This window comes from Acidovorax sp. 35-64-16, from assembly GCF_002281195.1.
Classification (GTDB): domain Bacteria; phylum Pseudomonadota; class Gammaproteobacteria; order Burkholderiales; family Burkholderiaceae_C; genus Acidovorax; species Acidovorax defluvii.
The window spans coordinates 150,356-176,311 of sequence record NZ_NCFM01000005.1; the positions used below are offsets into that span (position 1 = coordinate 150,356).

20 protein-coding genes and 1 tRNA gene are annotated in these 25,956 nt (G+C 63.1%); 13 read left to right on the forward strand and 8 right to left on the reverse strand.

Annotated elements, in window-relative coordinates:
- Positions 1 to 109: 109 nt before the first annotated feature.
- Genes B7Y64_RS06255 through B7Y64_RS06265 form a run of 3 tightly spaced genes read left to right on the forward strand, consistent with a single transcriptional unit; the run spans position 110 to position 5,485 of the window.
- On the forward strand, positions 110 to 2,059 hold the full coding sequence (locus B7Y64_RS06255) for a DNA methyltransferase (RefSeq protein WP_291325446.1): 1,950 nt from the start codon (positions 110 to 112) through the stop codon (positions 2,057 to 2,059).
- A gap of 4 nt (positions 2,060 to 2,063) precedes the next feature.
- Positions 2,064 to 2,465 (forward strand): HI0074 family nucleotidyltransferase substrate-binding subunit, encoded by a 402-nt coding sequence (locus B7Y64_RS06260; protein ID WP_291325447.1) that lies wholly within the window; start codon positions 2,064 to 2,066, stop codon positions 2,463 to 2,465.
- Positions 2,462 to 5,485 carry a DEAD/DEAH box helicase family protein gene (locus B7Y64_RS06265; protein ID WP_291328536.1) on the forward strand — a complete coding sequence of 1,008 codons (3,024 nt, stop codon included), beginning with the start codon at positions 2,462 to 2,464 and terminating at the stop codon, positions 5,483 to 5,485. The genes B7Y64_RS06260 and B7Y64_RS06265 overlap by 4 nt, the downstream gene beginning before the upstream one ends.
- Before the next feature lie 54 nt (positions 5,486 to 5,539).
- On the opposite strand, the gene B7Y64_RS06270 is transcribed toward B7Y64_RS06265, so the two are convergent.
- The gene (locus tag B7Y64_RS06270) at positions 5,540 to 6,298 is read right to left on the reverse strand and encodes a Smr/MutS family protein (RefSeq protein WP_291328553.1); all 759 of its coding nucleotides are present in this window, start codon (positions 6,296 to 6,298) and stop codon (positions 5,540 to 5,542) included.
- Between the two features lie 248 nt (positions 6,299 to 6,546).
- Positions 6,547 to 7,257, reverse strand: a complete 711-nt coding sequence (radC, locus tag B7Y64_RS06275; RefSeq protein WP_114656395.1) for a DNA repair protein RadC — start codon at positions 7,255 to 7,257, stop codon at positions 6,547 to 6,549.
- An 89-nt stretch (positions 7,258 to 7,346) separates the two neighbouring features.
- On the opposite strand from radC, the gene B7Y64_RS06280 reads away from it, so the two are divergent.
- Positions 7,347 to 7,811, forward strand: coding sequence for an FKBP-type peptidyl-prolyl cis-trans isomerase (locus tag B7Y64_RS06280; protein WP_291328540.1), 465 nt, complete (start codon positions 7,347 to 7,349; stop codon positions 7,809 to 7,811).
- A 3-nt stretch (positions 7,812 to 7,814) separates the two neighbouring features.
- Positions 7,815 to 8,810: a 4-hydroxy-3-methylbut-2-enyl diphosphate reductase gene (gene ispH, locus B7Y64_RS06285; protein WP_024814272.1), complete on the forward strand. Its 996-nt coding sequence runs from the start codon at positions 7,815 to 7,817 to the stop codon at positions 8,808 to 8,810.
- A 95-nt stretch (positions 8,811 to 8,905) separates the two neighbouring features.
- On the opposite strand, the gene B7Y64_RS06290 is transcribed toward ispH, so the two are convergent.
- The gene (locus B7Y64_RS06290; protein ID WP_024814273.1) at positions 8,906 to 9,601 is read right to left on the reverse strand and encodes a CBS domain-containing protein; all 696 of its coding nucleotides are present in this window, start codon (positions 9,599 to 9,601) and stop codon (positions 8,906 to 8,908) included.
- Between the two features lie 212 nt (positions 9,602 to 9,813).
- Here B7Y64_RS06290 and B7Y64_RS06295 point away from each other — a divergent pair, with 212 nt between their 5' ends.
- The 4 genes from B7Y64_RS06295 to B7Y64_RS06310 all read left to right on the forward strand — a co-directional run bounded on the left by B7Y64_RS06295 (position 9,814) and on the right by B7Y64_RS06310 (position 13,811).
- Complete coding sequence (locus tag B7Y64_RS06295; protein ID WP_291328544.1) at positions 9,814 to 10,755, forward strand: threonine/serine dehydratase; 942 nt, start codon at positions 9,814 to 9,816, stop codon at positions 10,753 to 10,755.
- Between the two features lie 131 nt (positions 10,756 to 10,886).
- The gene (gene serS / locus B7Y64_RS06300) at positions 10,887 to 12,203 is read left to right on the forward strand and encodes a serine--tRNA ligase (protein WP_291324594.1); all 1,317 of its coding nucleotides are present in this window, start codon (positions 10,887 to 10,889) and stop codon (positions 12,201 to 12,203) included.
- A 34-nt stretch (positions 12,204 to 12,237) separates the two neighbouring features.
- Positions 12,238 to 12,327, forward strand: a tRNA-Ser gene (locus tag B7Y64_RS06305).
- Between the two features lie 191 nt (positions 12,328 to 12,518).
- The gene (locus B7Y64_RS06310) at positions 12,519 to 13,811 is read left to right on the forward strand and encodes a diguanylate cyclase (RefSeq protein ID WP_291324595.1); all 1,293 of its coding nucleotides are present in this window, start codon (positions 12,519 to 12,521) and stop codon (positions 13,809 to 13,811) included.
- A 166-nt stretch (positions 13,812 to 13,977) separates the two neighbouring features.
- On the opposite strand, the gene B7Y64_RS06315 is transcribed toward B7Y64_RS06310, so the two are convergent.
- From B7Y64_RS06315 to B7Y64_RS06335, 5 genes are all read right to left on the reverse strand, one after another.
- A complete protein-coding gene (locus B7Y64_RS06315; RefSeq protein ID WP_291324596.1) occupies positions 13,978 to 14,787 on the reverse strand; it encodes a CpsB/CapC family capsule biosynthesis tyrosine phosphatase in 810 nt (269 codons plus the stop codon).
- Positions 14,780 to 15,988: a hypothetical protein gene (locus tag B7Y64_RS06320; RefSeq protein ID WP_291324597.1), complete on the reverse strand. Its 1,209-nt coding sequence runs from the start codon at positions 15,986 to 15,988 to the stop codon at positions 14,780 to 14,782. Before B7Y64_RS06320 ends, B7Y64_RS06315 begins: the two co-directional genes overlap by 8 nt.
- Entirely contained in the window at positions 15,985 to 17,490 is a 1,506-nt protein-coding gene (locus B7Y64_RS06325) for a DnaJ domain-containing protein (protein ID WP_291324598.1), read from the reverse strand. Before B7Y64_RS06325 ends, B7Y64_RS06320 begins: the two co-directional genes overlap by 4 nt.
- 113 nt (positions 17,491 to 17,603) lie before the next feature.
- Entirely contained in the window at positions 17,604 to 19,877 is a 2,274-nt protein-coding gene (locus tag B7Y64_RS06330; protein WP_291328546.1) for a polysaccharide biosynthesis tyrosine autokinase, read from the reverse strand.
- 87 nt (positions 19,878 to 19,964) lie between these two features.
- A complete protein-coding gene (locus B7Y64_RS06335) occupies positions 19,965 to 20,651 on the reverse strand; it encodes a polysaccharide biosynthesis/export family protein (protein ID WP_291324600.1) in 687 nt (228 codons plus the stop codon).
- A gap of 475 nt (positions 20,652 to 21,126) precedes the next feature.
- Here B7Y64_RS06335 and tviB point away from each other — a divergent pair, with 475 nt between their 5' ends.
- The 4 genes from tviB (at position 21,127) to B7Y64_RS06355 (ending at position 25,800) form a co-directional block, all read left to right on the forward strand.
- A complete protein-coding gene (gene tviB / locus B7Y64_RS06340) occupies positions 21,127 to 22,404 on the forward strand; it encodes a Vi polysaccharide biosynthesis UDP-N-acetylglucosamine C-6 dehydrogenase TviB (protein ID WP_291324601.1) in 1,278 nt (425 codons plus the stop codon).
- A 219-nt stretch (positions 22,405 to 22,623) separates the two neighbouring features.
- The gene (locus B7Y64_RS06345) at positions 22,624 to 23,667 is read left to right on the forward strand and encodes an NAD-dependent epimerase/dehydratase family protein (RefSeq protein ID WP_291324602.1); all 1,044 of its coding nucleotides are present in this window, start codon (positions 22,624 to 22,626) and stop codon (positions 23,665 to 23,667) included.
- Positions 23,668 to 23,776: 109 nt separating this feature from the next.
- Entirely contained in the window at positions 23,777 to 25,270 is a 1,494-nt protein-coding gene (locus B7Y64_RS06350; protein ID WP_291328548.1) for a helix-turn-helix domain-containing protein, read from the forward strand.
- Positions 25,267 to 25,800 carry a Fic family protein gene (locus tag B7Y64_RS06355; RefSeq protein ID WP_291324604.1) on the forward strand — a complete coding sequence of 178 codons (534 nt, stop codon included), beginning with the start codon at positions 25,267 to 25,269 and terminating at the stop codon, positions 25,798 to 25,800. The genes B7Y64_RS06350 and B7Y64_RS06355 overlap by 4 nt, the downstream gene beginning before the upstream one ends.
- The last annotated feature ends 156 nt before the right edge of the window (positions 25,801 to 25,956 follow it).

Below are 25,956 nucleotides of genomic sequence, written 5' to 3' on the forward strand. Positions count from 1 at the left end.
ATGTGGCGAAAGGGACATCCTCCCATGGGTAGTTATCAATTGCTATAATTATAATAGCTGCCAGCGCTTATTCAGAAAGTGCTGGCAGCTGTTTTTTATTGCAATCCAGATGCCCGCCGATAATGGCAGCCTTACCCTGATCGCCACCCATCCCGCCATGCCCGAAATCGTCTTCAAAGGCAAAGAGTACGTCTACAACCACCACCTCACCGTGCCCTACCGGCCGTTGGTGGTGGACACTGCCAAAGGCATCGGCCCGGGTGACCTGAACAGCAACCTGGTCATCCACGGCGACAACCTGCACGCCTTGAAGGCCCTGTTGCCGCGCTACGCGGGCCGCGTGGATTTGGTGTTCATCGACCCGCCCTACAACACCGGCAACGAGGGCTGGTGCTACAGCGACGGCGTGAACTCGCCCATCATGAAGGAGTGGCTCAGCACCAACCCCGTGGACGGTGACGACATGCTGCGCCACGACAAATGGCTGTGCATGATGTGGCCGCGCCTGGTGCTGCTGCGCGAGCTGATGAGCGAGACGGGCAGCATCTGGATCACGCTGGACGACAACGAGGTGCACCGGGCGCGGATGGTGCTGGATGAGATTTTTGGGGCGGATAACTTTGTGGCGACCTGTATTTGGCAGAAGAACTTCTCACCCAAGAACACGGCGCAGTTTTTCAGCGAAGACCACGACTATGTGCTGGTGTACGCCAAGGACAAGCGCGTGTGGCGGCCGAACTTGCTAGAGCGCACGGCGGAGATGGATGCCCGCTATAGCAATCCGGACAACCACCCGCGTGGCCCATGGACTTCTGGCGACTTATCTGCACGCAACTACTACAGCGAAGGAACGTATCCCGTGACAGCGCCGTCGGGTCGCGTGTTCGACGGGCCGCCACCTGGGCGGTATTGGGGCATCTCAAAAGAAAAGTTCTTGCAACTCGACGTAGACAACTGCATTTGGTGGGGTGAAGACGGTAACAACATGCCACGCCTCAAGCGGTTTCAACAGGATGTCAAACAGGGCCGCACCCCCCAAACCCTCTGGTTCTACGACGAAGTCGGCCACACGCAGGACGCCAAGAAAACGCTGATTGAAATGGGCCTGCTCAAAGACCAGGAAAGCACCATCACGCCCAAGCCCGTGGCCTTGATTGAACGCATTCTGGAGCTGTCCAGCACGCCAGATTCCATCGTCCTGGACAGCTTTGCCGGCAGCGGCACCACGGCCCATGCCGTGCTCAAGGCCAATGCGCGTGACAACGGCAACCGCCGCTTCATCCTGATTGAAGGTGAAGACTACGCCGACCGCCTGACCGCCGAGCGGGTGCGCCGTGCCATTCGCGGCTACGCCTGGCAGGGCACGCAGCACGAGACCTTGCTGGAAGAAAAAATCAACTTCACCCAGTTCAAGAAGGCCGATCAGTGGCTGGCCAAGGTCGAGGCCATCAAGGCCGCCGAAGGTTTTGGCGCGGACGATGCCGCCCAAATGGTGTTGGGCGAGGCCGCCGCGCCGCCCCCCGCCAGCGCACCCGCGCGCAAAAAGCGCTTTGACAAGATCAACGTCGAGCTGAAAGACGGCGTGCTGCGCGTGGAGGGCGAAAAGCGCATCTCGCAAATGGCCGACGGCCTGGGCGGCGAGTTCACCTACTGCACGCTGGGCGAGCCGCTGAGCATTGAGAAGCTGCTCTCGGGGCAAGACCTGCCCAGCTTCGAGGCGCTGGGCGCGTGGCTTCTGCACACGGCCACGGGCGGCACGCTGCAGGCGCCACCGCCCGATGCGCCCGCGTTTTACCTGAGCGAGGCGCAGGACGCGCATGTGTGGCTGGTGTACCGGCCCGACCTGGCGTTTTTGAAGTCGGCCGACGCGGCGCTGACCCTGCCGCGCGCGCAGGCTATGGCCGAGTGGGGACATGCGCGGCAGGAGGGGCAGGAGGGGCAGGGCGCGCCCAAGCGCCACCTGGTGTTTGCGCCTGCCAAGTATTTGAGCAATGCGCAATTGCGCGCGCAGGGCATCGAGTTTGCGGCGCTGCCGTTTGCATTGTTCCGTCAGGGGTGAGGCCATGGCACAACAAGAGCGTTTTTTGCTGGCGCTGCAGCATTTCGACAAGGCGCTGGCGCGGCTGCACGAGGTGCTGGCCGAGCCGGCCGAGACCGCCATCGTGCGCGATGCGCTGATCCAGCGGTTCGAATTCACCTTCGAGGCAGCCTGGAAGGCGGCCTACCGCTGGCTGCGCGCACGCGGCAACGACGTGGACGAAGAGGCCGCTGCCGTGATTCCTGAAGCCTTTGCGCGCCGCCTGATTGCGGATGAAAAGGGCTGGGGGGACATGCGCCGCTTTCGCAACAAGACATCGCACACCTACGACGAGGCATTGGCCATGCAGGTGGCTGCGTTTGTGCGCCAGGATGCAGTGCGCCTGTTCGAGGCGCTGCTGGCCACGCTGCGGGAGCGCTCGGCATGAGCAGCGCGGTCACGTCGGCCCCTGCGCCCGGCGAGGGCGCCTTTGGCTTGGAGCCCGCTGCGCTGCAAGCCCTGCGGGGTTTTTTTGATGCCACCGAGGGCTTGCAGCGGGTGTGGGTATTTGGCTCGCGCGCGCGCGACGACTGGCGTGCCCGCTCCGACCTCGACCTGGCTCTGGATGCGCCTGGCTGGAGTGCCAAGGACTTCTTGCGCATAAAGGAGCGCATGAAAGACTTGCCCATCGTGTACCCGCTGGACGTGGTGCACTGGCAGGGTGTGAGCACGCCAGAGTTTGTGGCGCAGATCGAGCGCGACCGCAAGCTGCTCTGGGAGCCCCGGCGCGGCGCGGTGTCGCTGCCGCGCACGCTGGGCGCCACCGACCTGAAGAAGTTTCAGGACGAGTCGCTGCAAAAGCTCGATGCCTTTGTCTCCGAGTTGCGCGCGCGCAAACAGGAGTCCGATGACCTCGTGGCCGCTACGACGCAGTTCAAGGCCATGGAGAGCATGCAGGATTCGCTGCGCGCTGCGGCCGACTACCCGCGCCACGCCTGGGATGCGCTGCACAAGGCGGGCGCGCTGCCGCCTGCCTTTGCTGCCTTGCCGCATTCGAGCCGCTGGGACGGCGCGGGCCGCGCCATCCCCAACATTTGCCTGAAGGTGCCCACGGGCGGTGGCAAGACGCTGCTGGCCGCCGCCAGCGTGGGCAAGGTGTTCAACGGCTTTTTGCAGCGCGACAAAGGGCTGGTGCTGTGGGTGGTTCCCAACGAGGCCATATACCGCCAGACGCTCAAAACGCTGAAAAACCGCGACCATCCCTACCATCAGATGCTCAGCGTGGCGGGCGCGGGCAAGGTCAAGATTCTGGAAAAAGACGACCCGCTCACGCGCCTGGACGTGGAAAGCCATTTGTGCGTGATGCTGCTCATGTTGGCCTCGGCATCTCGGCAGAGCAAGGAAACGCTGCGTTTCTTTCGCGACCGGGGCAACGTGCTGGGCTTTGTGCCGCGCGAGGACGATATCGAGGCGCACTGGCAACTGCTGCAGGCGGTGCCCAACCTCGATGCCTACGGCAGCCCCTGGGACAGCGCGCAAGAGGTGCGCGCGCAAAAGGGCAGCATCGTCAAAAGCTCGCTGGGCAATGTGATGCGCCTGGTGCGGCCCATGGTGATCATCGACGAGGGCCACCACGGCTACACCGAAACGGCGCTTCAGACCATCGACGGCTTCAACCCCTGCTTCATGCTGGAGCTGTCGGCCACACCGCGCGTGCCCGACCCCAAGCTGGCGGGGTCCAGTGGTTCGAATATGCTGGTGGATGTGCGCGGCACCGACCTGGACGCGGCGCAGATGATCAAGCTGCCGATTCATGTGGATGTGCGCCGCTGGGCAGACTGGCAAAGCTGCCTGGCAGAAAGCGCACGCCAGCTCGATGCGCTGGAGCGTGAAGCGCGCCTGCTGGAGGGCGAGACGGGGCGCTACATCCGGCCCATCATGCTGGTGCAGGTGGAGCGCACCGGCAAAGACCAGGTGGATGCGGGCTATATCCATGCGCAGGATGCGCGCGCGTTTCTGGCGCAACTGGGTTTTTCGGATGCCAACATCCGCGAAAAAACCAGCGAGAAAGACGAAATTGGCGACGAGGAACTGCTCTCGCCCACCAGCCAGGTGCGCGTGATCATCACCAAGCAGGCGCTGCAAGAAGGCTGGGACTGCCCCTTTGCCTACGTGCTGTGCGCCCTGGCCGCCAGCAAGGGCAAGCGCGCCATGACGCAATTGGTGGGTCGCATCCTGCGCCTGCCACAGGTGTGCAAGACGGGGCACGGGCTGCTGGACGCCTGCTATGTGTTTTGCCACAACGCAGGCACGGGCGAGGTGGTCAAGGCCATCAAGCAGTCGCTGGAGACCGAGGGCATGGGCGACCTGGCGATCAGCGTTCGCGGCGAGGGAGCCAACGACCCCGCCGCGCCTCAGCCGGTGGCGTTGCAGCGCCGCGCGGGGCTGGAGAAGCTGCGCATCTTCATTCCCACCGTGACCTGGGCCGAACCCGGCGGTGCACGCCGACCGCTGGAATACGACAGCGATGTGCTGGCCCTGTTGCCCTGGGAGCGGGTCAACGTGCAGGCGCTGGCGCGCGACTGGAAACCCGGCGCCACGCCCGAGGGGGCGGGTGGCGGCCGGGTGGTGGTGGATTTGCGGGTGCTGGACGATGGTTTTGCTCCCGCTCGCCAGGCGCTGGAAGAGGGCGCGGCGCCGCTGGACCCTGCAGGCATGGTGCGTGCGCTGCTGGACATTGCCCCCAACCCGTGGCTGGTATGGGGCTGGGTGGATGCGGTGCTCTCGCGCCTGCAGATGCAGTGGCACGCGCGTGCGGTGGGGGCCAGCAGTGCATCGCTGGTGGAGCAACTGCGCAAGGACCTGGAGCGCGAGCGCGACCGCCTGGCGCAGGAGGTTTTTGACCATCTGGTGCAGCAGGGGCGCATCGAGTTTTGCCTGCGTGCGGATCGGCAGGACTACGAACTACCCCACGAGATGGTGCTGGATGTGGTGGGTAAGCCCAAAAAGCTGCGCCGCGCCAGCGACGACGCCGACATGGAGAAAAGCCTGCTGGCACCCGCGCTGCACACGCCCGATATCAATGAATTTGAAGCGCTGTTTGCCGGTTACCTCGACGAGCAGCCTGCGCTGCGCTGGTGGCACCGCAACGTGGCGCGCACGCAGTACGGCCTGCAGGGCTGGCGGCGGCACAAGGTGTATCCCGACTTTGTGTTTGGCTACCACCCGCAGGGCAACCAGGCGCGTGTGGTGCTGCTGGAAACCAAAGGCATGCATCTCGAAGGCAATGCCGACACGCTCTACAAGCAGGCGCTGCTGGAGCGTTTGACACAGGCCTTTAGCGACGAGCGTTTTCAGAGTGTGGGGGAGCTGGCGCTGGAAGAGGGCGGCCAGTGCGCGGTGCAGTGCGATCTGGTCTTTGACCAGGCTTGGCGTGCCACCATGGATAGCCATTATTTTGCGAAATAAATTCGAAAATAATAGCTGCTTGCGCTTATCGCATAAGGGCTAGCGGCTATTTTGCTATGTATTTCTTTGATTCACGGGCTTGAGCAGCACCACCAGTGCCCCCGCGCCGCCATCCATGGGCCGTGCCTGCACAAAGGCCAGCACCTCGTTTTTTTGTACCAGCCAGCGCTGCACCCGGCTTTTGAGCACGGGGCTTTTGCCCGGTGATCCCAGACCCTTGCCGTGCACCACGCGCACGCAGCGCAGCCCCGTCTTGTGCGCGTGGCGGATGAATTGGCCCAGGGCCTCGCGCGCCTCGTCCACGCGCAGGCCGTGCAGGTCGAGCTGGCGCTGGATGCTCCAGTGGCCAGAGCGCAGGCGGCGCGTCACTTCCACGCCAATGCCGGGGCGGCGAAAGCTGAGCTGGTCGTCGGTGTCGAGCAGGGTGCTCACATCGAAATCGTCGCTGATGGATTCGAGCAGCACGCGCTCTTCGTCCAGCCAGTGTTGCACGGGCAGCGGTGGGGGCAGGCGATGCCGCAGGCGCGCCAGGTTGGGATTGCGCAGCGAGGTCACCGGCCCCACGCTGCGGCTGAACAGATGGCGCTCGGCCTCCAGCCGGGCAGCGGCCTCGCGGTGGGCCTTGGCCTGTGCTTCGGCGCGTTCGTGCTCCTCGCGCAAGAGGCGGGCCACGCTGGCCAGGTCATGCAGGTCGTGAATGCGCAGGCTGGCGCGGCGCGGCGCCGGGGCAGTGCGGCGGGTTTTGGCTGGCGCGTTGTGCGGGGGGGCGTCGGCAGCGGGCGCCGGGGTGGATGGGCGGGCCTTTTGGGCCATTTGTCTGGCGGCCTGGCGTGCCGCTGCGGCAGCAGCGGTGGCACGGCGCACGGCCCTAGCCGCAGGTGTGGCGCCCGCTTCGCCCGAGCGGGGCGCGGTTGCTGTTGGCTGCGCGGGGGCAGGTTCAGCCACCAATGGGGCTGCGGGAACGGAGGGCTTTGCCTTTGCCGCAGCGCGTGCCAGCGCCATGGCCAGCGCGCCCGGGCTGTCTGGCGGCGCGGGGCCGGTGACCACAGACCGGGTTGGCATCACACCAGCCCTTTCTCGGCCATCGACAGGGCTTGGCCCGGCGCGACGATGAAATGGTCGAGCACGCGCACGTCCACCAGCGCCAGGGTGGTTTTCAGGGTTTGTGTCAGGGCCTCATCGGCCCGGCTGGGCTGCACGCTGCCGCTGGGGTGGTTGTGCGCCAGCACCACGGCCGCGGCCTGGTGGTGCAGGGCGCGCAGCACCACCTCGCGCGGGTACACGCTGGTCTGCGTGAGGGTGCCCCGAAAGAGTTCTTCCATGGCCAGCAGGCGGTTCTGGCTGTCGAGAAACAGCACGGCAAAAACCTCGTGCCCCTTGGCAGCCAGGTGCAACTGCAGGTAGTGCCTGACGGCTTCGGGCGAGTCGAACACCTCGCGCTCGCGCAGTTGCTGGGCCAGGGCGCGGCGGGCGAGTTCGAGCACAGCCACCAGCTCGGCACGCTTGGCCGGACCCAGGCCCTTGATGCGTTCGAGGTCGGCAGCGCTGGTGTGCAGCAGACCGGCTATGCCGCCAAAGCCACCACCGAGCTGACCTGTGGCGTCCACCGCGGGCGGGTCGAGCAGCTCTTGCGCCATCTGCAGCACGCCCTTGCCCACGATGCCGGTGCGCAGCAGGATGGCCAGCAGCTCGGCATCGGCCAGTGCCGCAGGGCCGCGTGCCAGCAGTTTTTCGCGGGGCTGGGCATCGGTGGGCAGGTCTTTGAGGGGCATGGCGCTGGTTGTTTGACGCCAGTCAGGGGCCGACGGGCGTAGGGCTTTGCCCGGTTGTCTACAATATGACCCAGTTTATCGGGACTTTCATGACCTCTACCGCTGCTTCCCTTCCCTCCGTCCAGTCGGGTTCTTTCCTCACGCTGCACTACCGCCTGGCCGGTCCGGCGGGGGATGTGATCAACACTTTTGAGGACAAACCGGCCACCTTGTCGCTGGGCACGGGCGAGCTTTCGCCTGCCATGGAGCAGCACCTGCTGGGCCTGCCCGAGGGCACGCACGCCACGTTCGAGCTGGCCGCCGGCGAAGCCTTTGGCGAGCGCAATGCCGACATGCAGCAGTGGGTGGCGCGCAAGCTGCTCAACGAGCTGGGCGATCCGGACGAAAAATACAACGTGGGCGACGTGGTGCAGTTCCCCACGCCCGACGGGCAGGGCAGCTACGCGGGCGCCGTGATGCAGGTGCGCGACGATGGCGCCGTGCTGTTTGACTTCAGCCATCCGCTGGCGGGCCAGCCGGTGACGTTTGAAGTGCAGATCATCGGCGTGCTCTGAGCCATGCAAAAACCCCAGGAAATCCTGCTGGCCGAGCCGCGCGGTTTTTGCGCAGGTGTGGACCGCGCCATCGAGATCGTCGAGCGCGCGCTGCAAAAGTTTGGCCGCCCGATCTACGTGCGCCATGAAATCGTGCACAACACCTATGTGGTCAACGACCTCAAGGCCAAGGGCGCAATCTTCATTGAAGAGCTTTCGGATGTGCCGCCCGGCGCCACGCTGGTGTTCAGTGCCCACGGTGTCAGCCGCGCCGTGCAGCAAGAGGCGCAGGCGCGTGGGTTCAACATCTTCGACGCCACCTGCCCGCTGGTGACCAAGGTGCATGTCGAAGTGGCCAAGCTTGCCAAAGAGGGCTACGAATTCATCATGATCGGCCACAAGGGCCACCCCGAGGTGGAAGGCACCATGGGCCAGCTCGACCACGGCATCCACCTCGTGGAAGACGTGGCCGACGTGGCCCGCGTGCAGCCCGCGCAGACCGAAAAGCTGGCGGTGGTGACGCAGACCACCCTGAGCGTGGACGACGCCGCCCAGATCTCTGCCGCCGTGCGGGCGCGCTTCCCTTTGGTGCGCGAGCCCAAGCAGCAGGACATTTGCTACGCCACGCAAAACCGGCAGGACGCCGTCAAACTGCTCAGCCCGCAAGTGGACCTGGTCATTGTGGTGGGCAGCCCCACCAGCTCCAACAGCAACCGCCTGCGCGAGCTGGCGGCCCGCCTGGGCACCACCGCCTACATGGTGGACAGCGTGGACGAGCTGCGCCACGAATGGTTTGACGGCATCTCCCGCGTGGGCCTCACGGCGGGTGCATCGGCGCCCGAAATTCTGGTGCAGCAGGTGATCGACCGCATCAAGGCGCTGGGCGCGGTGTCGGTACGCAAGATGCAGGGCATCGAGGAAACCATCAAGTTCCCCCTGCCCAAAGGGCTCAAGATCGACCCCAGCACGGGTCTTGAAATCACCGAGCGACTGCCCGAGACGGGGCCAGCGGGGCATTGAGCGGCAGGTTGTGAATGCTATTGAAATAATAGCTATCAGCGCTTGATGGGCGTGCGCTAGAGGCTTATTTCACTTAAATTTTTGCGCGGCACACACTACAGTGACACCGCGGGGCCGCTCCACAAATCCAGCGGCGGATCGGCCGCCACGGCCCGCAAAATGTCGGTGCGCGCGATGAAGCCAGCCAGCACGCCGGCTTCGTCGGTCACCGGCAGGCCTGGCAGCCCCGTGTCGAGCAGCACGGCGGCCACGCGGCGCAGTTCGGTATCCGCGGCCACGGTGGGCACGGGGCTCACCATCACTTCGGACACCGGGCGGCGCGCCAGCTCAATGGCCTTTTTCACGGCGCCGGGCTCGGGCAGCAGGTCCAGCGGTGCCATGTCGGCCCGCAGCAGCAATCCGATCACGCGGCCCAGCGCATCGACCACCGGAGCCTGCCCCACCTGGCGCTCGGCAAGGATCTGCCACGCATCGTTTACGCGCATATCGGGGGCCACGCTGAGGGCGGTTGTGGTCATCACATCGCGCACCTCGGTCAAGGGCTGGCGTGCCAGCTGGGGGCCTTGCTCGGCCTGCGAATAGGCGCTGACCGCGTCCTGCATGCGCAGGTTGACAGGGGCGGCTGCTGGCTCTGGCGTGGGTGCGGGGCCGGGGGCGAGTGTGCCGTCCACATCCGGGCCACGCGTGCGCAGCGCCTGCGGGCGCGCCACACGCCGCACTGCTGCGATGTGCGCCAGGTTTTCGGGCCCGCCCCGGTACATCTGGCCCGACGGGCCGAACACAAAGAACATGGTTGCCTCCTGCGGGCAGCATGCCGCCCGTATGACCCATGTTATCGGCACGGCCAGCCAGAAAGTACAGCGCCACCTGTATCCGGGTGTGGGCTTGCACTGCACGGCGCTACCCAACGCTAGCCAATGCAAGCCAATGCAAGCCAACGCTACCCAGGGCCACCCGGCACGGCCCTCTAAACTGTTTCGCTTTACTCGCCCGGAGCCCTTGCATGATCAACCGCGCCGCCATCGCCGCCGCCCGCCGCCAGCTGGCCACCCAGCCCGATTTTTTGCGCACCACGCCGCTGATGCGGGTGTCTGGCCGATCCCTGGGTGTGGACTGCGGCGAAGTCTGGCTCAAGCTGGAGCACCTGCAGGTGGCCGGCAGCTTCAAGGCGCGCGGCATGCTCTATCGCCTGCTGGCCAACCCGGTGCCCGAGAGCGGCGTGATCATCGCCTCGGGGGGCAACGCTGGTATTGCGGTGGCAGCTGCAGCCCGGGCGCTGGGCGTGCGCTGCGAGGTGTTTGTGCCCGAAGTCTCGCCCGAAGCCAAACGCGCCCGCCTGCGGGCCCTGGGCGCCGAGGTGGTGGTGACCGGTGCAGCCTATTCCGAAGCGTTTGAAGCCTGCGTGGCCCGCCAGCAGGCCACCGGCGCCCTGCAGGCCCACGCCTATGACCAGCCCGAGGTGGTGGCCGGTGCGGGCACCCTGGCGCTGGAGCTGGAAGAACAGGGAGGTCGCCTGCCCGACACGTTGCTGGTCAGCGTGGGCGGCGGGGGCCTTATCGGCGGTGTGGCCGCCTGGGTGGAGAGCCGCGCCCATGTGGTCGCGCTGGAGCCCGAACGCGCGCCCACCCTGCACGCGGCGCGCGCCGCAGGCCAGCCGGTGGACGTGGAGGTGGGCGGCCTGGCCGCCGATTCGCTGGGCGCCCGCCGCATTGGCGCCATTGGCTGGGAGGTGAGCCAGCGCCATGTGCACGATGCGCTGCTGCTGTCCGACGACGCCATCCGCGCCGCCCAGTTGTGGCTATGGCAAGAGCTGAAACTGGCCGTGGAACCCGCCGCCGCCCTGGGCCTGGCGGCGCTGCAAACCGGCGCCTACAAGCCCCAGCCGCAGGAAACGGTGGCCCTCATCCTCTGTGGCGCCAATTTTGATCCAGCCAGCCTCACCTGAGCCAGAAAGCAGCTCATGCAACGGGCGCGGTCCATGCCAGTGCACCCGTGGAACCGGCTTTGCCGGGCCACCGGGTGCGTCCCCCTCGGGGGAAGGCGCGAAGCGACTCAGGGGGGAACTAAAATCCAGCAATGCTTGACATTCTTCTTCTCCGCAAAGACCTCGACACCGCCATCGCGCGCCTGGAAACCCGCAAAAAACCCCAGGCCTTCCTGAACGTGGAAGCGTTTCAGGGGCTGGAATCCGAGCGCAAGACGCTGCAGACCCGCACCGAAGAGCTGCAAGCCCAGCGCAACCAGCTGTCCAAGCAGATCGGCATGCTCATGGGCAAGGGTGACAAAGACGGCGCCGAAGCCGCCAAGGCCCAGGTGGCAGCGTCCAAGGTCGAGCTGGAACAATCCGCCGCGCGGCTGGAGCAGATCCAGGCTGAGTTGCAGGCCATGCTGGCTGCCGTGCCCAACCTGCCGCACGAATCCGTACCCGTGGGCAGTGACGAGGCGGGCAACGTGGAAGTCCGCCGCTGGGGCGCCCCCGCCACCTTTGCGTTCGAGGTGAAAGACCATGTGGACGTGGGCACGCCGCTGGGCCTGGACTTCGACATGGGCGTCAAGCTTTCGGGCTCGCGTTTTACCGTGATGAAGGGCCAGATCGCCCGCCTGCACCGTGCCCTGAGCCAGTTCATGCTGGACGTGCAGACCCAGGAGCACGGCTACACCGAGTGCTATGTACCCTACGCCGTGAATGCCGATTCGCTCAAGGGCACCGGCCAGCTGCCCAAGTTTGAAGGCGACCTGTTCGCGGCCAAGAAGGGTGGCCAGGACGGTGAGCCCGTGCCCGACAATGCCGCGCTGTATCTCATCCCCACCAGCGAAGTGCCACTGACCAACTTTGTGCGCGACGTGGTGGTGGCCGAGTCCGAGCTGCCCATCAAGCTCACGGCCCACACGCCGTGCTTTCGCTCCGAGGCGGGCAGCTATGGCCGCGACACGCGCGGCATGATCCGCCAGCACCAGTTCGACAAGGTCGAGATGGTGCAGATCGTGCACCCAGACAAGAGCTACGAAGCGCTGGAGCAAATGACCGGCCACGCCGAAGCCGTGCTCCAAAAGCTGTGCCTGCCCTACCGCGTGATGAGCCTGTGCACCGGCGACATGGGCTTTGGCGCCGCCAAGACCTATGACCTGGAAGTGTGGCTGCCCGCGCAGAACACCTACCGCGAGATCAGCTCGGTGAGCAACTGCGAGGCCTTCCAGGCCCGCCGCCTGCAGGCGCGCTTCAAGAACGCCCAGGGCAAGAACGAACTGGTGCATACCCTCAACGGCTCGGGCCTGGCCGTGGGCCGCACGCTGGTGGCCGTGCTGGAAAACTACCAGCAGGCCGATGGCAGCGTGACGATTCCGGAAGCGCTGCGGCCCTACATGGGCGGGGTTGCCGTATTGGCCCCCTGAAAAATCCTGCTAGAATCGCAGGCTTCGACACACAGGAGAGGTGGCAGAGTGGTCGAATGTACCTGACTCGAAATCAGGCGTAGTGGCAACACTACCGTGGGTTCGAATCCCACCCTCTCCGCCAGTATGCACAAGGGTTTGTTGCTATTAATTTAGCAGCAAACCTTTTTTGCTTTTGGCGTCGGTACAGGCAGGTCGCACCGCGTCCGACACTGGCGTGGTTACCATGTGAAACCGCCATGTTCGGGGCCTGGCCAGTGGACTCGCGGGCACTGAGGCTACAGTCCCAAGTTGGTACCCAAACCACTGCAAAGCATGACCACATCTGAGCTGAGTTTGTTCAAGGCTGCCTTCATGCAGTCCTGGAATGCCATCGTCATCACCGACGCCGATCGTTTGGCGGGTTACCGTGTGCAGTTCGCCAATCCAGCCTTTTGTGCGATGACAGGCTATGCGCTGGACGAGTTGCGCGGGTGCACGCTCCAGATTCTCCAAGGCCCTGACACCGACCCGGCCGTGATTGATGACCTGCGCGCCTGCCTCAAGGAGGCTCGGTACTTCGAGGGCACGACGATCAACTACCGCAAGGATGGCGCGAGCTACGTGGTGCACTGGAATATCTCCCCGGTGCGCGACGACGAAGGTGTGCTCACGCATTTTGTGTCCGTGCAGCAAGATATTTCCGATATCGTGCGCGCTGCACAAGAGAACCTGCTGCTTGCGCGTGCGCTCGACGCCACCAGCGACCCTGTGGTGCTGACCGATGCGCGTGCACGGATCACCTTCGTCAACACGGCCTTTGCGAAAGTCACTGGGTACACCGTCGATGAAGTGCGGGGGAGAACGCCGGCCATGTTTCAGTCCGGAGCGCACGATGAGGCTTTCTACCGTGCCCTGAGAGCATCCCTTGATGCCGGAAAAGACTTCCGGGCCACCTTCATCAATCGGCGGCGCGACGGCTCGCTTTACCACTCTGAGCAGAGCATTTCCCCAGTGTGCGACGACAAGGGGCGCGTAACCCACTATGTGAGCGTCAGCAAGGACATCTCCGAACGCGTGGAGAAAGAGCAGAGCCTTCTTCACGAGGCAAGTCACGACAAGCTCACCGGCCTTCACAACCGTCGCTATGGTGAGCAGACCCTTGGCAAGGCCATCCTCGCGGCACACAAGCACGGCCGGTCACTCACGCTGCTTGTCTGTGACATTGACCACTTCAAGCAGGTCAACGACCGCTTCGGCCACCTGGCGGGTGATCGCGTGCTTCGCGATGTAGCGCACATCCTGCGTTCGGCGGTTCGCAGCCGAGATTGCGTCATTCGCTGGGGTGGTGAAGAGTTTCTGGTGCTGCTCGAACATTGCGAGCAGGCGCCAGGCGTGTTGTTGGCCGAACGCATTCGGCACCGCGTTGAAGCCCATCACGACGCAGATGTTGGCAAGGTCACGCTGTCGCTGGGCCTGGCTACGCTCAAGCCCGACGAAACGATGGAGCAACTCATCGCCCGCGCCGACGAAACCCTGTACGAAGCCAAGCATGGAGGGCGCAACCGGCTTTCGATTTCGCAACCTCAAGGCGATAGCCCGGAGAGCATTTCCAGCCAGGCCGGTTAAGCGGCACACTCCCTGCAAGCTTCAAAACCACGCATCATTCTTATCCTCCCTTGTGCGAATAAAAGTTCACGCGGGAGTGGTCTGGAATTTCACTGTTCCTGCAAGGTGCGCGGCGCCGCCAAAAATCGTTCCGCAGCGGCAATGCTGTAGAAAAATGCACCGGCAATCAGCGCATTCCCAAAAGCCGCTTGTGCCATGGCAGCTTGAAGCTGGTGCGCTGGTCGGTGGGGCCCAGCATTGCGGGCACCGGGTGGACCTGCGCTGGGTCCACGTCGTCCAGAATGGCCTGCGGTCTGCCGTTCACCAGGCGCTGCGTTTCTTCCTTGCCCACTGCCGATTCCAGGGCAGGAAGGGCGTCCGAGATCTGGGGGCTTCTCTTGGCCGTGGTGTGGGCGTCGCTGGCAATCATGTGGACCATGCCGTCACTCAGAAGACGCTCACTCCAGTAGCGGGCCCGCTTGCCAAACTTGCCGACAACAGAGCCAGCCGTGAGCTGCAGCCATGCGCCCCGTTGCGCCAGGTCGATAAAGGTGGAGTAGTGGTGCTCGATCCAGACAAGCCGCTCAGGGTGGGTGATCACAGGTACAAATCCTGCAGCCATAATCTGAAAAACCGAATTCTCGAATTGCGGCGGGGCCACATGGTGCGACGGTTCCAGCAAAAAATAGCGCGAACCATTGAGTGTCGGCACCCGGCCCGACTGCAGCCCCTCCAGCAGCTCAGGCACCAAATGGGCATCGGCGCCCACCACAAGCTGCAGCGGAATTTGAAAAACATCCAGGGCTTTCTGCAACTTGTCCCGCTCTGCGTGAATGCCGGCACTGTCGTTCATGTACAGGCCCGGGTAGATGTGTGGCGTGCACGCCATTACCCTGGTGCCGTCCTCGACCGCGATGCGTGCCATTTCAAGCGCAATCTCCAGCGTTTTCGCGCCGTCGTCGATTCCGGGGAGGATGTGGGTGTGCAGGTCAATCATTCGCGGTGGCAGTGCTCAGGGGCTTCAGTTCAAAATCATCAAAATACACCTGGCCAGAGATGCCGGCCCGGGCCTCCCACGGTGCTGCGGTTTCCAGTTGCAAACGAACAACGCCGTAGCATTCTTGAGGAACTCTAAACTCAATTTCAAAATTCTGCCATTGGCGCTGTGTTTCCACCAAGTCCGGGGTCTGTGCCCAACGCTCGCCGCCGTTGCCGCAGCGCAGCGCCCAGGCCAACCCTTGCTTTGTGCGCATGCGGTCGCTCATGTATTTGCCTTTGAATCGATAGCGCTCGCCCAACAGCACCAGGGTCTGGCTCACTATGGCTTGGGGCAGGGCCGCACGCGCGGTCAGTTCTACCTCCAGCATGGATCCCGCCCGTGGCGACGCGGGCACCTGATTCACCCGCATTCCCCGCCTGGAGGCCGGCTGCTGGGGCCACTCCCAGTCAAAACCTCGCCGCAGCGAGCGTTGATCGAAACCGGGGTTGTTCAAGTCGCTGTCCACTTTTTGCCGCAATGCCACCCACAGGGTATAGGCATCCATCCAGTCGCCACTGCGCTTGAGCTTGTCCACCATGTTGAGCACCGTGCCTGTGCGCACAATGCCCAGCGCATGTCCTTCGCTCACAAACCGCTGCAGCATCGCAGGGGGGGCCTTGGGGTCTATCGAGGCCAGCATTACATCCAGCCAGCGTGAATCTGCATTCAGCTGCGCCAGCACCGCATCTTGCGTTGCCGGATCCAGCATCAGTGCCATCAGCGGTTTTCGAGCCTCTGCGTTGCCTCGCTCCACCATCTGCACCAGGGTCTGCGCCGCAACAGGCCAGTCGTTCTGCTCCAGGCTGAAGGTGGCCAAAACCGCAAGCAGACGTGGATCGTAGGGGGCCAACTTGCGGGCCTGCGTCAAAAGCGACTGTGCCCGTGCATCCTCTTGAAGCCACCAAGCATGCGTTAGCCGGGCATACGCGTGCGCATCACCCACATTGGCCTGCAACTGTCGCTGGAACACCTCGGGTGCTTCGGCTCTTTCGGAGTTGGCCGGCCAAGCCTCGCAGCCGGCTTCAAAAGGCCACTCATCAAGCCAGCAGCCGCGCTCGATCTGTTGAGGCCAGGCCTGCCAGCACACCAGGGCGGCCATGCACAGCCACAGCCCAAGCCACAGTCCAAAAGGGAGTTTGAACCGGAGGGGCAAAGTCAATCGCCTTCCTTGAAATCCAACACCGCAAGCATGGTGCCTTCCGCAGTGCCATGAAACTCCGCCACCACCCGAAAACGCAGCGTGCGGGCATCGGCTGTTTCGGGTGCCCGGGGCTGTGCCAATACCGTGCCCTGAACACTCAGCACTCCGGGCTTCGTACTTTCTATCCACTGCGACGGGCGAACCTGCAAATCAGGCCGGTCGCTGAGGGTTCTCAAGGCGGGTGCCAGCAATGAGCCCTTTACCTTCATGCTCTTGAGGTACGCATTGACGCGCCGGGCCTCTGAGGGGTTTTCGAGCTTGGACACCAATTCGGTCAGGTACATCATTGCGCCTGGCGCATCCACGTTCCATGCGGGAGGGGCGGGCTGCTGGGCCGCCGCCGGAGGTGCCGCTACCTGCGGTACAACAGCAGCCGTCGGCACAGGTGCAGCGGCGGCAATCACGCTGGTTGGCACGGGTGGTGGCACTGGTGAAACGGCAGCTGGCGCGGGCGCAGGGGCCGCAGCAGCCTTGTGGGCCGGGGCGGGTGCAGCCAATGGGGCATCCACCCGCACCGGCTGCACGACGGGTGGTGTGGTGTTTGCAACATCCAAGGGCGGCGCGCCCATGGCTTCACGCACAGACGAAACAGACTGTGCCGCGTTATGAACCCGTGTCTGGGGAATCGCAGGGCCTGAACTCGCATCGGTGTCCAGGGCGCTCTGCACTGGCGCAGGTCCCCAGGCGGCAGGCTGGGTCGGCTGGATCGGAGTGGCTATGGTCCCCAGCTTGATGGCCTCGCGCGTGACCAGCTCGGTGGACTGATGCGCGGTTGTCGCTCGTTCTGCCTGAGAGGGCGCGGGTGCTACAGAGGGGCGCCCTGCCGCCACTATCAGCATGCGGCTGTCGTTCGAATCTTGGGCTGCCCATATCAGCACGCTCACCACCAGGGCTGCCAAGCCGGCCGTCATCAAGCCCCGCTGCAGCACATTGGGGTGCTGGGCCTTGAACATCCGAAACCGCTCGGACATGCCGTGGTGGCGCTCCACTAAATGGGCCTTGGGCCGCAAGGGTGTGGACGGTGCTACTTTGGTGGCCGCCTGGCGCGCCAACTGTTCATCGTAAAGACGGCGCTGTGCGGCATCAGAAAGCACTGCGTTGGCACGGTTGACCAGGCTGGCCGCGTTGGCAGGCAAGCCCTTCACGCCCATGTCGGGGTGCGCCAGTCGAATCATGGTGCGGTAGCGTGCACGCAACTCATCCGACGGGTAAGCCTGGTGCCGCAAACCCAGTACCTGGTAGTAAGTGTTGTCCGGCGCAAAACAGGCACGCTGAATAAACAGCACCGCCGCCGCCTTCAGATCGGTGGCCCTGTCCTGCAAAGACTCGGGCAAGCGGTCTAGCGCCCATTGGGCAATCACGTCGAACTCGTCAAAAAGCGCCCGCGGCTCGCGCAGGCGCACAAGGTATTTGCCAGGCGCGCTATCAAAGTCCAGCAGTAATTTGGCCAGATGTTCCATGGTGCTGCAGTGGCTTGGCGGCGTGAAAATCAGGCCCTGCGCAGCACGGGCTCGGTTTTAGTGCCCTTGTCGCCGCCGGGCGCCTGGTCTGCACCATAGCCATAGTAATTGTCTTAGGTGTAATACGCGGTGTTTTGCGCGGTGGTCTTGGTGAGCACCACACCCCGCGGAACAATGCCCGCCATGCGCAGGCGTCTGAAGGCATCCTTGATATGGCTTTTGCGCGTCAGGCTGGCTTGCGCCACATACAGCACCGAAGGCACCTGGTTACCCAGCACCACCGCATCCGCCAGTCCTAGCACGGGCGGGCCGTCCAGAATGATGAACTGCACGCCATCGGCCTGCAGCAAGTCCATCAGCTCGCCCAACTTGGGGCCGGTAAGCAAGTCCACCGGGCTGGGCGGAATGGGCCCCGCTGTAATGACGTGCAGGTTGGGGACTTCCGTGACCTGGGGCAAAGTCCCTGCCGTGCTGTGGCCCGACAAAAAGTTCGACAGACCGTTGGTGTTGCCCAAGTCCAGGTATTTGTGGATGGTGGGGTTGCGCATGTCAGCGTCGATCAGCACCGTTTTGAGGCCCAGCTGCGCAAAATTGATGGCCAGTGCCATTGCCGTGGTGGATTTGCCCTCGTTCTTGGCCGTGCTGGTCACCACCAGGCGCCGTGGCGCCCCTTCAGAGGTGGAGAACTGCAGCGCCGTGCGCACCGAGCGGTAGGCCTCGGCAAAATGGCCGCGCGGGTCGTGCTGCGCCTGCAAGGCCATGCTCGCGGCTTGGTCGCCCTTTTGCTTGATTTTTGGAATCACACCCAGCAGCGGAACCATGAGAATCTTTTCCACCTCGTCGGCAAACTTGATCGAGTCGTCCATCGACTCCATCAAAAACACCAGCCCCAGGCCCAACACCAGCCCTGCCAGCAGGCCAATGGCCGTGTTCAGTGCAATCTTGGGCTTGTGGGGGAACAGCGGCACCTCGGCCTTGTCCACCACCTGGATATTGTTGCTTTCCACCCCGCCAGCCACGCCCACTTGCTTGACCTGCTGCAGCAGGCCGTTGTAAAGCTCGCGGTTGGTGTCCACCTCGCGCTTGAGCAGGTTGTAATCAACGCTCTGGTCTTGCCCCTGCACAATCTGGCGGCGTGTTTCATCCAGGCGCGAGCGCAGCAGGGCCTCCTGCCGTTTGGTCATCTCAAAATTGTTGCTCACCGATGCCAATATGCTGCTCACCTCGGTCTTGATCTTGCCGTCCAGATCATTGATTTGGGCGCGCAACTGCTGCATCTTGGGAAAGTCGTCTTTGTAGATCTTGGCGCTTTGCTCGTATTCGGCATCCAGCTTGCTGCGCTGAGACTTGTAGTCCTGAATCGTCTTGCTATCCAGCACCTGGCGGGCCGTGTCGGGCGTCTTGCGCATCGTCTCGTATTCCGACTCGGCCTTGAAACGCTCCTGCTCCACCTTGGCCAGCGCCGTCGAGAAATCGGTAAACGTCTGGTTCACCACGTTGGTTTTCTCATCCAGCGTCAAAATGTTGCGGTCGCGTGCAAACTGGTTGAGCTTGCGCTCAGACTCTTCGAGTCGCGCCTTGGTCAGGCCCAACTGGGTTTCCAAAAACGTTTTGGCGTAAGACGAAGACTCCAGCCGCCGCTCAAGGTTGAGCGCAATAAAGGTCTGTGTGACCGAGTTGGCAATGCGTGCCGCCAATTGTGGGTTGGCGTTTTCTGCATTCACCTTGATCATGCGCGAATTGCGCACCAATTCCATGGTTACCGTCTTGTCGAATGCGGCAATCACCTGTTCACGGTTAAGGCGCTCAGCACTGTCGGTGGCCGGCTGGCGCACCTTGTCCCAGCTTTGTTTGATTTTGCCCAGCATGTTGCCGGCCGCCGCCATCCAGCCGGTATTGGCGGGCTCCCCCTCGGTGGGGTCGGCCTCTTCTTCGGCTCCCGGTGCGGTGGTGGCGGGCAGGTCCTGCGGCAGGCCTTGGCGGTCAAGCCGCAGCTCGTCAATTACCCGCTCGGCCAATACCCGGCTTTGAAGCAGCTCTAGCTGCGTGCCCATGCCGGTGCGGTCATCCAGGTCGGCATTGGCGTCGGCTTCTTGGCCAAACTGCACCACGCGTGCGGCACGCTTGTCCACCTGCACCGTGGCCGAGGCCAGGTAAAGGGGTGTGCGAATAAAGCTCAGCAGCAGCGCCGCCAGCAAGCCCACCGTGGCCATCGACACCAGCAGCCACTTGTGCTTGACGATCAGGCGCCAAATGTCGCGCAGGTCAATGGTGTCGTCTTCGGCTTCGGGCTCGGCGCCACGGCCCTCGTTGGGCATGCCCAAGCCATAGTTGCCGCGCATGGCCAAGGCCTGCTGGGCGGGTTGGCCGTTGTGGTGTGCGGGCAAGCGCTCTGGGTTTGTAGGCTGATGGTCTTGTGACATTTAGGGGCAAAAATTTCGTATCGGGAGGCAGCAGCTCAGCAAAGGCCGGCTTTAGTTCGTAACGGCGTTGCGATAGGTGCTGGAGAAGGGGTTGAGCGTGTCCAGAATGTCGCGAAACAGCGAATCGCGCAACGTTGCGCGCGCCCCATTGCGGTTTACCACCACCACGTCGTCGCCTTGCAGCAGCGGGTCGGGCGCTTCGCCCTTGCGAATTTTCAGCACATCGTGTTTCTCAAGCAGGCTCTGGCCCTGCGGGGTGATGCGAAACAGCATCACCTGCTCCATGTCGGCCAATTGCGAGCCCCCGCCTGCCAACGCCAGCGCCCGCAGCAGCGTAATCTGACCCGTCAGCGGGTAAATGCCAGGCTTGACCAGCGCACCATCCAGCGTAATGCGCTGGGTGGTGAACTCTTTGATGAAGATAGAAATTTGCGGGTCTTGCAGATACTTGCTGCCGTATTGCACCGCAAGCAGTGCCTCGGCGTCTGCCGGGGTAAGCCCGGCCACTTGCACCATGCCAATCAACGGCAACGAAACATGCCCCGTAGAGTTAACCCGCACCGTGCGCTTGAGCTCGGTTACGCCAAAAACCTCTACCTCCAGCAGGTCGTTGGGGGTGATCTTGTAGTCTGGCGCAATCGAAGAGGGTTGTGCATCTGCCATGCCGGGGGTGGCGCCTATCGGGGCTATTTGCTCGGCCGCCAGCGGCTTGATGGGCAGGGCCTGGGCGGGTGCCATGGTGGTGGAGTTGGTGGGGGGGGTGCTGGCCTGCGCCCAAGCTGCCGCGCCACTCAGGGCTAGGCACAGCAGGGCAGCGGCCCATCGCCCAGGCTTTGAGATGGCGTGAGAAAAGTGTGTTCGCATTCAGGTTCCTGTCAACTGGGCAATTGCAGCCAAGGGCTGCTGCAAGGCTGGGCATTATCACCGATGCACCAAAAACGCCCGCCCGCGCTGAAACCTTGCACCCGCTGACTCAAACGCTGTCACCGCCCCCCTTGACTCGGGCGTACCCGTTGGCAACGGGTGGCATGGCCCTGCAACGTGCTGCCAGTATGATGCCTGCCGATTGACACCTTAAAGTTGCGATTTTTTGAATTTTGAGCGGTATTTAATGCTTTGAATGGCAAAAATCGCACGTTGATACCTGAGCATATTTACGCTCGGCACCTTACACCCCAGGGTGAACTTTCGAAAATTTGAATCTCTGAAACGCATGAACCTCAACGACAAAACCATCGCCATCATTGGCCTTGGATACGTGGGCTTGCCGCTGGCGGTCGAATTTGGCAAACAACGCCCGGTGCTGGGTTTTGACGTCAACACCGCCCGCATTGCCGAGCTGCAAACCGGCAAAGATCACACCCTCGAATGCAGCCCCCAAGAGCTGGCAACCGCCGCCCACCTGCGCTTTAGCAGCCTGGCAGACGACCTGCAGGCATGCCAGGTGTTCATCGTCACCGTGCCCACACCTGTGGACGAGGCCAACCGCCCCGATTTGACCCCGCTCATCAAAGCCAGCGAAACCGTGGGCAAGGCCCTCAAAGTCGGGGACGTGGTCATCTACGAATCCACTGTGTACCCCGGCGCCACCGAAGAAGTGTGCGTGCCCGTGCTCGAACGCTTGAGTGGCCTCAAGTTCAACCACGACTTTTTTTGCGGCTACAGCCCCGAGCGCATCAACCCCGGTGACAAACAGCACCGTCTGCCCAGCATTAAAAAAGTGACCAGCGGCAGCACCCCGCAGGCGGCCCAGGCCATTGACCAGCTCTATGCCCAAATCATCACCGCTGGCACCTACCAGGCCAGCAGCATTCGCGTGGCCGAAGCCGCCAAGGTCATTGAAAACACCCAGCGCGACGTGAACATTGCACTGATGAACGAACTGAGCCTGATCTTTCACAAGCTCGGCATCGACACCCTCGAAGTGCTGCAGGCCGCCGGCACCAAGTGGAACTTTTTGCCCTTTCGCCCCGGCCTGGTGGGCGGCCACTGTATTGGCGTGGACCCGTACTACCTCACCCACAAAGCGCAAGAAGTGGGCTACCACCCCGAGGTGATTTTGGCCGGCCGCCGCATCAACGACGGCATGGCCAGCCATGTGGCCGACCAAACCGTCAAGCTCATGCTGCGCAAGGGCTTGCCCGTTTTGGGCAGCCGCGTGCTGGTGCTGGGCCTCACCTTCAAAGAAAACTGCCCCGACGTGCGCAACACCAAAGTGGTGGACATCGTGCGCACCCTGCAGAGCTACAACACGCAGGTCGATGTGTACGACCCCTGGATCAGCGTGGCCGAGGCCCAGCACGAATACGGCCTCCAGTGCCTGTCCGATATGCCTGCGCCCGGCCAATACGCCGCCATCGTGCTGGCTGTGGGGCACCACCAGTTTGTGGAGTTGGGCGAGGCCGGCATCAAGGCCCTGGGCCAAAGCGGCGCCGTGCTGTTCGATGTCAAAGGCATCCTGCCGCTGGGCGCGGCCGATGGTCGGCTGTAAAACCGCACAGCTCAGGCAAGCGCCCACGACCGGCGCAGGCACTGGGGGTCAGATCACGATTTCGTGCAGCGAAACTCGTGCTCTGACCCCCATTGCCGGAATGTTGGGTGCTGCGCTTGCAGGTAGGCCGCCACACCCGTTTTGGGCAGATAAAAAATTAGTAAAAAAGGCCTCTAGCGCTTACCCAATAATCGTTAGAAGCTATCAAAATTAATAAAGATGCAAGAACCCACCGCCTACCAAACCCTGCAAACCCACTTGCGCGCCACCCCCCGCACCTGGCTTGTGACCGGCGTGGCCGGCTTCATTGGCAGCAACCTGCTGGAAACCTTGCTCAAACTCGACCAGCGCGTGGTCGGGTTAGACAACTTTGCCACCGGCCACCAACGCAACCTTGATGAAGTGCAAACCCTTGTCGCCCCCGCACAGTGGGCCAACTTCAACTTTATTCGGGGCGACATTCGCGAGTTGGCCGATTGCCAGCGCGCCTGTGACGGGATTGATTACGTCCTGCACCAGGCCGCCCTGGGCAGCGTGCCGCGCAGCTTGGCAGACCCCATCACCACCAACGCCGCCAACATCACCGGTTTTGTCAACATGCTCGTGGCCGCGCGCGACGCCAACGCAGGGCAGGGCGTGCAAAGCTTTACCTACGCTGCCAGCAGCAGCACCTATGGCGACCACCCCGGCCTGCCCAAGGTCGAAGACACCATTGGCAAACCCCTCAGCCCCTATGCCGTCACCAAATATGTGAACGAGCTGTATGCCGACGTGTTCGCCCGCTGCTATGGCTTCAATACCATTGGTCTGCGCTACTTCAACGTGTTTGGCCCCCGGCAAGACCCCGATGGGGCCTACGCCGCCGTTATCCCCCAATGGACGGCCGCCATGATCCGGGGCGACGACGTATTCATCAACGGCGACGGCGAAACCAGCCGCGACTTCTGCTTTATTGAAAACACCGTGCAGGCCAACCTGCTCGCCGCCACCGCGCAAAACCCCGACGCCGTGAACCAGGTCTACAACGTGGCCGTTTCCGGTCGCACCACCCTCAACAGCCTGTTTGCCGAACTGCAGGCCGCCCTGGCCACCCAGGGCGTGCACTACGCCAAAGCCCCCGTATACCGGGATTTCCGTGCCGGCGATGTGCGCCACAGCCAGGCCGACATCGGCAAGGCCCAGCGCCTGCTGGGCTACGCGCCCCTGTGGGACCTGCGCGCCGGCGTCGCCCAGGCCATGCCCTGGTACATCGCGCAGCCATGACACCCCAGGCCCTGCAAACCCGCATCGCCAACGGCGAAGACACGCGCCACCAGTTCAAGCGGGATGTCAACGTCGTGCCCTGTGTGCCTGTTGGGAAATGGCTGGCGCAATGCTGACCGCCGACGCCATCAGCGCCCTGCTGCGCGCCGGAGAAAGCGAAACCCTGGAGTTCAAGGAGCGCTTTGGCGCCGACGTGATTGAAACCGCCGTGGCTTTTGCCAACACGCATGGCGGCACCATCCTGATGGGCGTGCGCGACGACGCCCACATCACCGGCGAACGTTGGGGCAAAGAAGCCTTGCGCGACTACGTCAACCGCATCGCCACGGCCACAGAACCCGCTGTGGTGCCCGCTGCCTACCGTGTGACCTTGGGCGCTGGTGAGGTGGTGGCACTGCAAATCAGCGAGGTGCCGCTCAAACCCGTGGCCACCCGGGGCCGCAGCTACCGCCGCGCAGGCAGCACCACGCGGGTGATGCAAACCGCAGAAATAGCCGCCATGCACTTCGCCAGCACCGGCCAGAGCATGGACGCACTGATCGAACCCCGCAAAACCCGCGCTGACCTAGATCTGGATGCCGTGCGCCGCTACATGCGCAACGCCACACAACAAGGGCGGCGCAATTTTGCCGAGCATGACGACCCTTGGCAGGTGCTGCAAAAGCTGGAGCTGGTGCAGTCCGACACCGCCATCACCCGCGCCGCCATCCTGCTGTTTGGCAACACCCCGCAATCACCGCTGACGCAGGCCGTGGTGCATGCCGGCCGCCTGCAACAGTTAGTGCACATCATGGACCACCGCATCATCGCGGGCACCCTGATTGACCAGGTGGAAGAGGCCATGGCCTTCATGCAGAAAAACCTGCATGTGCGCTTTGAAATTACCGGCGCACCCGCCCGGCAAGAAATATGGGACTACCCCCTCGTGGCCCTGCGCGAGGCGCTGATCAACGCCATCTGCCACCGCGACTACGGCAACACAGCCGACATACAGATCAAGATATTTGAAAACAGCCTGCAAATCTGGAGCCCCGGCACGCTACCGTTTGGCGTGAGCGTGGCCGATTTGCTCAACCCCGTGCATGCCTCGCACCCGCGCAACAAATTGATTGCCCAAGTCTTTTTTGACCTGGGGCTGATCGAGCGCTACGGCGGCGGCATCCAGCGCATCCTGGCCGCCTGCGAAAACGCAGGCCTGTCACCGCCAGAGCTGGAGAATTTTCAGGGCGGATTTCGGATGATGTTCAAACGAACCGAAGAAAGTCGGCAGACCGCTGTGCAAATCGCCAAGTCAGTCACCCCCGAAGTCACCCCCGAAGTCACCCCCGAAGTCACCCCCGAAGTCCTACGGATGCTCGCACTGCTGCAAGGCGAGATGACCCGGCAAGAACTGATGCAACAACTCGGCCTCAGGGACGAAAAGCATTTTCGCCAGCGCTACCAGCAGGCCGCGATAACCTTGGGCGCTATCGAAATGACCCTGCCAGACACACCACGCAGCCGCTTGCAAAAATACCGCCTGACCGAGGCAGGGCGACAAATGCAAGCCATGCTGCAACCCGGGCGCAGTGCGCAAGATGCAAAGAAGGGGCCAACCCCATGACACCCCAGGCCCTGCAAACCCGCATCGCCAATGGCGAATACACGCGCCACCACAGCGACATCACCCAACTGCGCTACGGCGTATCGCGCCTGCGCAACCCCCTGTTGGCCGGGTACGCATTTCACATCCTGCCTTATCAGGGCTTGGGAACAGGTATTCCACGCGCCGCCCAAGCCTGGGAAAACATCGTGCTGCAAGACAACCCCGCCGCCAACCAATTCAAAACCGTGGTGCAACGCCCCCCGCCACATCCGGGCAACGTAGAAAAGACAGAGTCAAAGGCAGAGTCATTGGATATCCGTGTGCTCACCGCGCTGCAAAACGGCGGCCCCTTGAGCAAATCCCACATCGCAGAGGCACTGGGTCTTCGCAATGTAACGGGGCAACTGAACGCACAGGTGCGCGCCCTGTTGAACCGTGGGCACATAGAAATGACCCTTCCAGAAAAACCTCACAGCCGCCTGCAGCAATACCGCCTGACTCAGGTTGGCATGCAAATGCTAGCTACTGCAACCAAACCCACCGCGTGACCATGCGCCCGCCACCTAAAGCCCCTTTTGGTCACCCAGGTTAAATTACATGCCAAGTGTGCCTTTAGCCCTTGAAATACAAGCGCAATCAGCTATTTAAAAGATAGCAAAAACACAACCAAACCCATGACTGCACTGGCCAGCCGCGTCCGCGGT